The organism is Ornithinimicrobium sp., assembly GCF_035267225.1.
GTDB lineage: Bacteria > Actinomycetota > Actinomycetes > Actinomycetales > Dermatophilaceae > Ornithinicoccus.
Window position 1 is genome coordinate 1 of the sequence record NZ_DATFMA010000056.1, and the last position, 11,906, is coordinate 11,906.

At 70.4% G+C, this 11,906-nt stretch carries 9 protein-coding genes; 5 read left to right on the forward strand and 4 right to left on the reverse strand.

Features of this window, described 5'->3' with window-relative positions:
• Positions 1-115: 115 nt before the first annotated feature.
• The gene (locus VJ976_RS04470) at positions 116-850 is read left to right on the forward strand and encodes a TIGR02206 family membrane protein (RefSeq protein ID WP_324098912.1); all 735 of its coding nucleotides are present in this window, start codon (positions 116-118) and stop codon (positions 848-850) included.
• A 33-nt stretch (positions 851-883) separates the two neighbouring features.
• Here the strand turns inward: VJ976_RS04470 and VJ976_RS04475 are convergent, their stop codons facing one another.
• On the reverse strand, positions 884-1,810 hold the full coding sequence (locus tag VJ976_RS04475) for an NAD-dependent epimerase/dehydratase family protein (protein ID WP_324098913.1): 927 nt from the start codon (positions 1,808-1,810) through the stop codon (positions 884-886).
• An 83-nt stretch (positions 1,811-1,893) separates the two neighbouring features.
• Between VJ976_RS04475 and VJ976_RS04480 the strand changes: the two genes are divergently transcribed.
• The 4 genes from VJ976_RS04480 to VJ976_RS04495 all read left to right on the forward strand — a co-directional run bounded on the left by VJ976_RS04480 (position 1,894) and on the right by VJ976_RS04495 (position 7,802).
• Complete coding sequence (locus tag VJ976_RS04480) at positions 1,894-2,775, forward strand: aldo/keto reductase (protein ID WP_324098914.1); 882 nt, start codon at positions 1,894-1,896, stop codon at positions 2,773-2,775.
• A 79-nt stretch (positions 2,776-2,854) separates the two neighbouring features.
• Positions 2,855-3,907 (forward strand): LLM class flavin-dependent oxidoreductase, encoded by a 1,053-nt coding sequence (locus tag VJ976_RS04485; protein ID WP_324098915.1) that lies wholly within the window; start codon positions 2,855-2,857, stop codon positions 3,905-3,907.
• 151 nt (positions 3,908-4,058) lie between these two features.
• The gene (locus VJ976_RS04490) at positions 4,059-6,233 is read left to right on the forward strand and encodes an acetate--CoA ligase family protein (protein WP_324098916.1); all 2,175 of its coding nucleotides are present in this window, start codon (positions 4,059-4,061) and stop codon (positions 6,231-6,233) included.
• A 54-nt stretch (positions 6,234-6,287) separates the two neighbouring features.
• Positions 6,288-7,802, forward strand: coding sequence for an exopolysaccharide biosynthesis polyprenyl glycosylphosphotransferase (locus VJ976_RS04495; RefSeq protein WP_324098917.1), 1,515 nt, complete (start codon positions 6,288-6,290; stop codon positions 7,800-7,802).
• Between the two features lie 41 nt (positions 7,803-7,843).
• Here the strand turns inward: VJ976_RS04495 and VJ976_RS04500 are convergent, their stop codons facing one another.
• The 3 genes from VJ976_RS04500 to VJ976_RS04510 all read right to left on the reverse strand — a co-directional run.
• Positions 7,844-9,439, reverse strand: coding sequence for a hypothetical protein (locus VJ976_RS04500; RefSeq protein ID WP_324098918.1), 1,596 nt, complete (start codon positions 9,437-9,439; stop codon positions 7,844-7,846).
• 101 nt (positions 9,440-9,540) lie between these two features.
• Positions 9,541-10,827 carry a pyridoxal phosphate-dependent decarboxylase family protein gene (locus tag VJ976_RS04505; protein WP_324098920.1) on the reverse strand — a complete coding sequence of 429 codons (1,287 nt, stop codon included), beginning with the start codon at positions 10,825-10,827 and terminating at the stop codon, positions 9,541-9,543.
• A gap of 100 nt (positions 10,828-10,927) precedes the next feature.
• Positions 10,928-11,906 (reverse strand): HNH endonuclease signature motif containing protein (locus tag VJ976_RS04510; protein WP_324098919.1); only part of this gene is annotated, 979 nt, incomplete at its 5' end.

Consider the following 11,906-nt stretch of genomic DNA (forward strand, 5'->3'; position numbering starts at 1 on the left):
GGCGAGGACTGGCGGCATCATTTATCGACATATGTCTATATTGGCAGATGTCGATGACTTGGGCAACACGGCCTCGCCTCTCGCGCCGACGCCGGGGTCGAGCCATGCTGGAGGGGTGGAGGTGACGGCCGCGCAGCAGGGGTTCCAGGCGTTCGCAGGCTCCCACCTGGTCATGCTCGCGGTGTTCGTGGCCGGCATCGGGGCCATCATCTGGTGGGGCCGACATCACCGGGGCCACCCGCACGAGCGGTCCCGCCGGCGGGCGTTCGCGATCCTCATCGCGTTCTTCGCCGGCGCTCTGCAGATCTACCAGTTCACCCCGGGCGACTACAGCCTGCAGACCTCTTGGCCCTTCCAGCTCTGTGACGTGGCAGTCGTCGCTGTGGTGCTGGCGCTGTGGACCCGGGGTCGACGGGCCACCGCATTCACCTACTACGTGGGTCTCACGCTCACCATCCAGGCGATCCTCACCCCGGCCTTGGCTTCGGACTTCCCCGACCCACGCTTCTTGGCCTTCTGGGGCATGCACCTGGGCATCGTCTGGGCCGCGTGCTACCTCACCTGGGGCCTGGGCTGGCGGCCCACCTGGAGGTTATGGGCCTTCGCCGTGGCGGCGACGGCGGCGTGGGCGGTGAGCGTGGTCGCGATCAACCTCGTGCTCGGCACCAACTACGGCTACCTGATGCGCAAGCCCTCGACGGCCTCGGTGCTGGACCTTCTCGGCCCCTGGCCGTGGTACGTCCTGGTCGAGGTCCTGGTGATCAGCACCTTCTGGCTGCTGGTGATGACCCTGCCCTGGGAGGTCCGGGCCGGCCGGCGACAGCGGGCGGACGAGCATGCCCCGAGGTGAGCGATCTCTCCGGCAACGTCCTTCCCGCCACGACTAGCCGCCTCGGGAGCGTAGGCCGGCCTCGATCTCCGACAACGCCTGGGCCAGTCCCACGACGGGACGCCAACCCCAGCCTCGGGCACGGTCGGTGCGGATCTCGCCGGTCCAGGCAGGACCGTCCTGCCACGCCAGCTCGACCCCCACGGCCTCGGCGACCGTGCCGTAGTAGTCACGAGCGGTCGCCGGAGCGGCAGCCACGTTCGCGGGCGTCCAGGCGTTCTCCGCCGGGCCGTCCTGGGTATCACCGGCCGTACGAATCGCGCCGGTGGCGAGGTCGACGACGAAGGCGGCCAGGTCCTCGACGTGCACCCAGGCGAAGGCGGCATCCGGCATTACCTGGCGCGCAGCGCCATCCTGGGCCACCTTGTCGGGGACGATGGAGTTCCACATCGAGCTCTCCCCGGCACCGAGGATGGCCGGCGGACGCACCAGGATGCCGGTGACCCCCTCCACTTCCGCCAGCGCGGCGTCGGTGTCCCGCTTGGTCACCGCGTAGTCCCCGGCGTCGTCGGTCACCAACGGTGAGGACTCGACGATGTCTCCGGCTTCGGGGGACCGCTCGTACACCGCCGCCGTGGAGATGTGGACCACCCGTGGCACTCCCGCGTCCCGTGCTGCGCGGACCAGGGTGGTGGTGTCCACCACGCCTACCTGGTGCTGGGTGGACCGCTCCGCACCCATGGGGTGCACTGTGGTGACCACCGCACCGGCTCCCTGCACGACCGCTGTCGCCAGCTCGGCGTCGCCGAAATCCCCTACGTGCTCCGTGAGCCCCGGCAGCCGAGGAGCCGTGCCGGGCCGGCGCACCACGGCCCGCACGGTAGCGCCCCTCTCGGAGAGCACCTGACAGACGTGTGAGCCCACGAGGCCGTTGGCCCCGGTGACCACGATCGGAGAACGGAAGTTGTCGTCGTCGGTCATCAGCCCAGCCTGCCACGAGCGATCAAGATGCCGCCGGGCAAGGGGGTGTGAGCCACGACAGGACCCGCGCGTAGGGTCGGCCCATGCGCACACGCACCCTGGGCAACGAGACCACCGGACACCACCATGTCGGCGCCATCGGGTTGGGCCTGATGACCATGAGCCAGGATGGTGAGTACCCCCGTGAGCAGCTCCTCAGCACCATGCGAGCCGCGCTGGACGCCGGGGTGACGCTGTTCGACACCGCGGACGCCTACGGGTCCGGAGACGACGGCATCGCCGCCCGTGGCCAGAACGAGGAGCTCGTCGCCTCCCTGCTGGACGAGCTCGGCGTCCGCGACCAGGTGCTGCTGGCCACCAAGGGCGGCCACATCCGCACCAACGACGGAGGCTGGGACGTCGACAGCAGCCCGGAGCACCTGCACTTCGCCGTGGAGGCGAGCCTGGAGCGGCTCGGCGTGGAGCAGATCGCGCTGTGGCAGCACCACCGCCCGGATCCGAAGGTGCCGTTCGAGGAGGTCGTCGGCACGATCGGCGAGATCGTCCGGTCCGGCCGGGTAGGCATGGTCGGGCTGTCCAACGTCGACCCCGACCAGATTCGTGCCGCCCATGCCGAGCTGGGTGACTCGCTGGTCAGCGTGCAGAACCAGTTCAGCCCCAAGTTCCGCACCAGCGCCCAGGAGATCGACCTCTGCCACCAGCTGGGTCTCGCCTTCCTCGCCTGGTCCCCGCTGGGAGGTCTCGCCGACGCCAAGGAGCTCGCGACGAAGCACCCTGCCTTCGCCGAGGTCGCGGAGGCACGCGGCATCAGCCCCCAGCAGGTCGCTCTCGCCTGGGAGCTGGCCCAGGCTCCCGTGGTCATCCCCATCCCGGGAGCGAAGCGACCCGAGTCCGTGACCGACTCCGCGGCTGCCGCGGACATCGACCTCACCGTCGAGGAGCTGGCCAGCCTGAACGCCTCCTAGCGGGTCTCGACCCGGCGATACGACCGGTGGCCGGTCGCCGCGTGGAATGACGCGGAGGTCCGACAGCGTTCGGCAGGCTGTGAAGAGCATCGGGTTTCTCTCGTTCGGGCACTGGAGCGAGTCGCCCTACAGCTGGACTCGCTCCGCTGCAGATGTGCTGACGCAGTCGATCGACCTGGCGGTGGCGGCCGAGGAGCTGGGTGCCGACGGCGCCTACTACCGCGTGCACCACTTCGCCCGGCAGCTCGCTTCCCCCTATCCCCTGCTGGCGGCGGTGGCGGCGCGAACGACGCGGATCGAGATCGGCACCGGCGTCATCGACATGCGCTACGAGAACCCGCTGCACATGGCCGAGGATGCGGGGGCTGCCGACCTCATCTCCGGCGGTCGGCTACAGCTGGGCATCAGCCGAGGCTCGCCGGAGCAGGTCGTCGACGGCTTCCGCTACTTCGACCATCATCCCGCGGACGGTGAGAGCGACGCCGACATGGCCCGTCGGCATACGGCCCGCTTCCTGCAGGTCCTGGGCGGGGAGGGCTTCGCCGAGCCGAACCCGCGTCCGATGTTCCCCAACCCTCCCGGCCTGCTGCGCATCGAGCCGCACTCGCCCGGTCTGCGCGACCGGATCTGGTGGGGCGCCGGCACCCGGGCCACAGCCGACTGGACGGGGAAACAGGGGATGAACCTCATGAGCTCGACCCTGTTGACGGAGGACACGGGACTGCCGTTCCACCAGCTGCAGGCCGAGCAGATCCGGATCTTCCGCGATGCCTGGGCGACAGCGGGGCATCAGCGCGCTCCACGGGTCTCCGTCAGTCGCAGTATCTTCCCGATCGTGAACGACGTGGACCGGCGCCTGTTCGGGACCCAACAGGGCGGTGCCGACCAGGTGGGCTACCTCGACGGCGGGATGGCGCGCTTCGGCAAGACCTATGCGGGCGAGCCGGACCGCTTGGTCGAGGAGCTGGCGGGCGACGAAGCCGTTGCCGCCGCCGACACGCTGCTCATCACCGTGCCCAACCAGCTCGGCGTGGACTACAACGCGCACCTGATGGAGAGCCTGGTGACGCACGTCGCGCCCGGCCTGGGATGGCGCGCAGCGGCGCCGCAGGCCTCGGAGGTGAACGCCTGACCGCCACGAACAGCCGTGCGCCATGGGAGCTCTCACGGTCGTTCTCCCTGCCGGTGCCCGCCGGGCGAGCCCGAGCGGGGTATGTCACTGTGGATCGTGTGACCCAACCACAACGGATGTGGCGGCTGATGCCTGCTCGACGGCGCGCATGATGGCCGAGCTCGCAGGAGGTCAGCACCGGCTGAGCCGGATGCTCGCGCCCTCGTCGGTGGCCTTGCTGGGTGCCTCGACGGTCCCGAACATCGCGGGCAACGACATGGTGCTGGAGCTACAGGCCTCGCGCTACCCGGGTCGGGTCTATCCGGTGAACCCGCGCTACGACGAGGTGGAGGGGTACCCCTGCTACTCCGGGTTGCGAGACCTCCCTGAGGTGCCCGACCTGGCGGTCCTCGGCGTGGGCAACGGTGCCTTGGAGGAGCAGGTTCGCACGGCCATCGACATGGGAGTCGGAGGGCTGGTGATCCCGGGGAGTGTGCTGCTTCCCACGGATACCGAGCGGGACTCGCTGCGCGGCCGGATCCGCGCGATGGCGACGGCCGCCGACCTGCCCATCGTCGGGGGCAACTGCATGGGCTTCTACAACGTGGACGCCTGGTTCCGCGCGTTCCCGTTCTACCGGCCCTACGAGCTCCGCGAGGGAGGCGTCACGCTCGTCGCCCACTCCGGGTCGGTCCTGACCTCGTTGCTGTGGAACGACCAGAAGCTTCGGTTCAACTTGGCCGTCTCCCCCGGTCAGGAGCTGGTCACCACGGTCGACGAGTACATGGACTACGCGCTGGACCAGCCCAGCACCCAGGTCATCGCGCTCTTCCTGGAGTCGGTGCGCGACCCGGAGGGCTTCATCGCCGTCCTGCGCAAGGCGGCCGAGCGCGACATCCCGGTGGTGGCGCTCAAGGCGGGGCGGTCGCCGGTAGCCGCCAAGCTGGCCTTGAGCCACTCCGGCGCCATCGCCGGGGATGCCGCCGCGTACCAGGCCCTCTTCGACCGGTACGGCGTGCTGTCGGTGACGACCCTGGACGAGCTGGCCGCTACCGCCTTGCTGCTCTCGTGCAGTCGCCGCGCGGCACCCGGGGGGCTGGCCACCATCCACGACTCCGGCGGTGAGCGCGAGCTGCTCATCGACCTCGCGGACGACATCGGCGTGCCGTTCGCCCAGATCGGCGAGGAGACCACCGCCACGCTCGCCGAGAACCTCGACCACGGCCTCGAGCCGGTCAACCCCTTGGATGCGTGGGGCACCGGCAACAACTACCAGGTGATCTTCGAGCGCTGCTGGCAGGCGCTGATCGACGACGAGGACACCGCGATGGGCGCGTTCGTCATCGACCTGACCTCGGGTTTCTACCTGCACGAGTCGTTCGCGCGAATCTGCCGCCGGGTGCACCGGCGCACCACCAAGCCCGTCGCGGTGATCACCAACCACATCGGCACCGACTCCCAGGATCTCGCTCGGCGTCTCACCGACCTCGGCATCCCCGTCCTGGACGGGACGGTCGCCGGGCTCCAGGCCATTCGACACGCGCTTGCCTACCGGGACTACCGGCTCAGCCCGCGGATCGCGCCAGCCGTCGCTCCCGGCACCGAGGTGAGCCACCACTGGCGGGCCCGGCTCGGTGAGCCGCGCATCCTGACCGAAGGGGAGGGCCTGCGCCTGCTCGCCGACTACGGGGTGCCGACCATCGCCCACCGCACCGTCACCGACGCCGAGAGCGCCGTGGCGGCGGCTCACGAGGTGGGTTTCCCGGTCGTGGTCAAGACCGCGGTGCCGGGCATCCTGCACAAGTCGGATGTCGGCGGGGTCTGGCTCAACCTGGTCGATGCGGAACAGGTCCGTGCGGCCTACGTCGAGCTGGCCGCCCACCTGGGGCCGGAGGCACTCGTCGCCGCGATGCACTTCGCCGACGTGGAGATGGCCTTCGGGGTGGTCGTCGACCCGCAGTTCGGCCCGATGGTCCTGGTGGCCGGGGGTGGGGTGTTCATCGAGATCCTGGGAGACCGACAGCTGGGGCTGGTACCGATCGACCTACCCATCGCCCGACGCATGATCAACAAGCTCGACATCGCCCCGGTCCTGGACGGTGCGCGCGGCCGGGTCGTGGTCGACAAGCAGGCCGTGGCCCACGCCTTGGTCGCCTTGTCCAACCTGGCCGCCGACGTCGGCGACCTCATCGCCGAGCTCGACGTCAACCCTCTCGCCGTCACCACCGACGGCGCGCTGGCTCTGGACGCCCTCGTGGTCCCCGCCGCCGCAGTCACGACCGTGAGCGCCGAGGTCGACCAGATGCGCGGGGCCGTGAGCAGCAGCGAGGGCGAGACGAACCCGTGAGGCGCTGACCTGGCCCAGACTCTTTCGTGGTGTTCGGGGGCGTAGTCTGGCGATGTGAGCCCGCATGGGGAGGGTGAGACCACGCTTGAGCAGGGGTCGGGCGACCTGGGGGAGCAGGCGCCTGGACCTCATCGACGCAGCCCGCTGCGCCCGCCGCGACTCCTCCAGGCGCGCTCCCGCCGAGGGCGGCGGCAGAGCTCCTACGCCTTCCGGGCGGTCGACATCGCGGTCGTGGTCGTGGTGTCGCTGGTGCTGGTGCTCTGGTCGCTTCCGGGCTCCCTGCTGGACGCCACCCTCGGTGGCATGCTTCCGCCCATCGTCGGGGCGTGGTGTCTGATCGCCTCGCTCGCCTCGCTGCGGGTCTACGAGCTGCGACGACAGGAGAGGCTGGCAGCGCATCTGGCCCGGGCCGCCGCGGCCGTGGCCATCGGCGTCCTCGGCGCAGCATTGACCCGGCTCGTCGTCGGGGGTCCCACGGCCTGGTCAAGCATCCCCACCTGGGCCCTGAGCTGCGGCGTGGCGGTCTTGGCCCTGCACACTCTGTGGTGGCTGTTGGTACGCCGTTGGCGGTCCCAGGGTTGGCTGACGCCGAACGTCGTGATCGTCGGAGCGACCGCGTTGGCGGAGCAGCTGGTGCGCGAGACCTTGGAGCACCGCGACATGCACGTGCTGGGCATCTTCGATGACCGTCTCAAGCGAGCCCCCCGGGACAAGCTGGGTGTGCCGGTGCTCGGCACCACGGAGGACCTGCTGAACCACCGGGTGATCAGTGCGGTGGACCTGATCGTGGTCGCGGTCGACCCGGCGGCCACGGCACGGGTGCGCGAGATCACCTCGCGGCTGGCCGTCCTACCGAACCCGGTGACCCTCGTCTTCGACCGACCCGGATCCACCGACCGAGCGGCGGCCATCACGCGGCTGGCCGACTCCCCGTTGGCCGAGCTGCGGCACGTCGAGCCCGAGCGGCGCGCCTTCGCCAAGCGAGTCCAGGACCTCCTCCTCGCTGTGCCGATTCTGCTGGTGCTCATCCCCGTCCTGGCGCTCATTGCGCTGGCGGTACGCCTCGACAGCGCCGGGCCGGTGTTCTTCCGTCAGAGCCGGCACGGCTTCAACAACGAGGAGATCGTGGTCTGGAAGTTCCGGACCATGCGGCAGGAAGCTGCCGACGCCAAGGCTGAGCGGCAGGTGACGGCGAACGATGACCGCGTGACCGCGGTGGGCAGGGTGCTGCGCAAGACCAGCCTCGACGAGCTCCCGCAGCTGCTCAACGTCCTGAGCGGGGAGATGTCGCTGGTCGGCCCACGGCCGCATGCCATGGGCATGATGACCGGGGACGTCCAGTCGGAGAAGCTCATCGCCGAGTACGCCCACCGGCACCGGATCAAGCCGGGCATGACCGGGTGGGCCGCCATCCACGGCTCGCGGGGCCCGATGCACACGCCGGCCGAGGTGATCCAGCGGGTCGAGCTCGACATCGATTACATCGACCATCACTCGTTCTGGCTCGACCTGTGGATCATGCTGCTCACGGTGCCGAGCGTGCTCGGCGACCGGAGTAGCGTGCGCTGACCCGAACGGCCCGGCCGGGGCCCGGCGGCGTGCCGCTGCGGCTAGGGAGTGGGCTCGACGGCTCCGACGGGAACGACACGGGCGAAGCAGTCGACCGTGACTCCGACGACGTCGGCGACGGCCCGGTCCAGGCTTCCCACACGCTCGGCGTCCTCGAGCAACCGGGTCACCGTCGCCGCACCCACCGCCAGGCGCAACACAGCCGGAGCCCCGGTGGCCAGCTCGACCGGCTGGCCGATGTACACCCCGGGCGACTCCACGATCCTGGCGTACGCCTCCGCCAGGCCCTGCTTGCCCATCCAGCCGTCTGCGTCCGCCACCGCCAGCGAGACGATGGTGGGGCAGGCGCCCGGGTACGGTGACAACACATGCACCCCCGGCACGCGGTCGAGCTCGCGGCGCCACCCCGTGAGCAAAGCGTTCACGACGCGTCGCCGCTCCGGCGCGGGCACCGCCAGGTAGCGCTCCCACTCAGTGAGGGCCACGTGCCATCGGGCGTGCAGCCCGACGTTGACTTCCTCCAGGCCCCGCCCGAGGAGGGAGAGGAAGGGCGGCAGGTCGGCCCGGGACACCGATCGGCTCAGCCCGGAGGGCAGGCCCTCACCGACAGCGACGAAGTCGGCGGCATCGGCGGCCAAGGCTTCATCGAGCAGCAAAGCCCCACAGAAGGGGGGCGCACTCAACGCCTTCGACCCGGTGACCAGCACCGAGGCGCCGGCATCCAGGTAGGCGAGCAGGTCGGGACGTGCCAGTCGCAGCTGAGCGGCGTCGAGCACCATACGCACGTGGGGTGTGCGGGTCCGCCACGCCCTGACCCACTCCGGCCCCGGACAGCAGAGGCCGGTCTTGGACCCCCCCATGACGTGCACGAGCACTGCGTCGTCGCACTCCACGGCATACTCGATATGGGCCTCGATCTCGGCCTCGACATCACTCGCGCGCCGGACCCGCCCTGCGGCGTCTCGGAGCTCGACATCGGTGACGCGAACACGGTCGGGGGCGGTGCCGGGCAGCGGCGCCCCGCAGTGCAGGTCGATGCTGTAGGCGGCCGTGTCCCGGAACGCGCTCAGACCCGCCGCAGGCAGGGTTCCCGACCCGGCCTCGCGAGCCCCGACGGTGATGACCGAGACGCCACGCCCGTGTGCCCCTTGGACGAGGGTCGTCAGCAGGGAGGCCACATCGGTGCCGGAGGGCGAGAGGACCACTCGCTCGGCCCACTCGGCGTCGAGACCCATGGCCGCGATGAGGCGGTGGGCAATCCCAGCGTGCCACTCTTCCGCCACCGGCTGCTGACCGTCCAGCGTGCGGTCGAGCAGGTCCTCGCGCCACCGCTCGGCAACACTCAGCGCGAAGGCGTCCGGAGGTGTCGCCGTGCACGAGGAGGCACGCAGCCGTGGGTGCTCGTCGGCCAGCGGCATGCGGTAGGAGTTCCGGCCGGACGTCGGGACGACACGGTCGTCGGCGCCGAGGGCCAACACCACCTCGATGGGGCCGGCGAGAGAGGCGGCCACCGCCATCGAGCGGCGACGCTCCGGGGTGGTCTTGGCCACCGCCTCGCTCAGAGACGGTGAGTCCGCTGCTCGCAGCACGGCCTGGAGTCGTGGCGTGCCGGCGGTCCACAGCGCAGGATCTTCCAAGGCAGGTCCGACCTGCCTCTGCGGCCCCCGCCGTCCGCGCTCACGGCACAGGTCGAGGCCGACACGCTCCGCAGAGGCTGCTACCTGAGCGACGAGTTGGGTCACGCTGCCCCCTGGTTGTCGAAGCGTCCGTCCAAGTGCTCCTTGAGCAACTGTTCGGTGGGCTCTCCGCCCCGCACCATGACACCGTACGAGGCTTGCGGGCCGGAGGCGGCTACGCCATCCTCGGCCTCTTGTACAGCATCGCGGATATCGTGCACAAATCGGTCAGCCACGGCGGCGTGCCGGGGAAAGACCACGAAGTGCATCGCGGGCGGGTCGTCCTGAGTGTCGATCCACCAGCCTCGTCGCTGCAGGCCGCTCGCCACCGCGGACAGCTCGAGGCCCGGGGTGGTGACGGCGAAGACACCCATCGGCGGCGAACCGACCAGCTGCAGGCCGGCCCCCGTCATCCCCTCCTGGAGGCGACGAGCCGTGTCCATGACCGTGTTGACCAACGACTGGTAACCCTCGTGACCCAGAGCCGCCACGGCCGTCCAAGCCGCCGCGGCGGCACCGACCGGACGGGTGCCCACCACGGCCGAGGCAGCGTAGGCCCCGCCGGGCCACCCGGTGGCCACGTAGTAGGAGTGGTGCCGCAGCTCGCGAGTGGCGAACAACACCACCGACGCACCCTTGGCGCCGTACCCGTACTTGTGCAGGTCGACAGACACCGACGTCACCCCGGGGACGTTCGGTCCGAACCCGATCGTCGGGCCACCGGCGCCTGGGAGGAAGGGAAGGAAGAGTCCGCCCATGGCGGCGTCGACATGCAGACCGACTCCGCGCTCCTGCGCAGCGGCGGCCACCTCCTCGATCGGGTCGACGACGCCGAAGGGGAAGCACGGGGCGGAGAGCCCGACCATGGCGGTCTCGGGACCGATAGCGTCCACGAGCTCGGTCACGTTGGGCAGACCATCGCTTCCCACCTTGATGTGCCGGACCGTGAGACCAAGGTAGGCAGCCGCCTTCCAGTACCCGGGATGGGCAGTGTTCGGCAGCACCATCTCGCGGCGGCCAGTGCTGTCCCGGTAGGCCTTGACCGCGACCATCAACGATTCTGTGCCGCCGGAGGTGAAGACTCCGTAGGTCCGGGTATCCGGCGCCACCACAGAGGAGACCATGCTGATGGTCTCGGACTCGAACCGGGCCGCGCTCGGGAAGGCGGAGTGCGAGAGGCCGTTCTCGTGGGCGAAGCGGGCCGCCGCGTCGTCGACCAGCTCTGCGTGCCACGCCGGCGAGTCGTAGACCAGCGACCAGCTGCGACCTCCGCGCCAGTCGACGTCGCCGCCGGAATAGGTGCCCCATGAGTCGCGGAGCTGGTCGGGGTGGAACCCTTGTTCTGGCATACGCACGGCCCCTACGATACGTGGCCGCTCAGCACAGGTCGCGTCACGCACTGAGAGCAGGGGTCGTGGCCGGCCCAGGTGGGCCGGCGGTTGGGCGGGGTCATGGTCGTTGCCAGTGCACGACGTGGTCGGGCCCGATGGTGGCGGTGAGGTCTTGTTGGTGGACGAGGGTGTGGTGTCGCCGGCAGAGTAGGGCGAGGTTGTCGGGGTCGGTGTGTCCGCCGCGGGAGAACCATTGGAGGTGGTGGGCGTCGCACCAGTGGGGTGGGACGGTGCATCCGGGGTAGGTGCAGTGCCGGTCGCGCCGCCACAGCAGCAGGTGCTGTGCGGGGCTGGCGAGGCGGGCGGCCCGTCCGAGGTCGAGGATCTCGCCCTCGGTGCCGAGGACGGCGGGGATGATCTCGGCGGTGCAGGCCAGGCGCCTGACCGTGGCGGGGGACAGGACCTCGCCGGTCTGGGTCATCCCGGTGCCGGTGAGCCGCTGGGCGAGTACGTCGTAGCTCATGGTGACGAGGAGGCGGGCCTTGGAGGTGGTCGGCGTGCCTTCGGGTGAGGACACGCCCCGGGTGATGACGGTCATCAGGGCGTCGTAGCGGCGTTGGGTGGCCGAGCGGGGGTCGGGCCCGTCCTCATCCGGTGCGGGCGCGGCCAGTGGTGAGGTGAGCGCGGCGCGCAGGGTGGCGGCGCCTTCGGGGTCGGTGGTGAGGATGAACCGGGTGAGGGTCCCGTCGGCCAGGGAGGACTCGTGCACGCCGCGCAGGTCACGTTGCGCTCGTGTCTTCTCCTCGTGCTCGAAGTCCGACAGGGCGACCTCGGTGAGGTGGTCGGTGGCCCGCTTGAGGTCGGTGTCGGTGTAGCCCACGTCGGCGGCGACGGGCAGCAGCAGTGTGATGTGCTCGTCGTAGGTGTCGGGGTCGGTGACGGGGCGCACCTGGCGTAGGCAGCGCAGCAGCCGCGCGGCCCGGCGGGGCGCGAGTGTGCCGTCGGCGACCGCGTCGAGGATCGGTGCGTGCGCCGGGCGGGCCCCCTCGGTGACCACCACGACCAGGTCGCCCACCTCGGCGCGGGACAGCCACGGG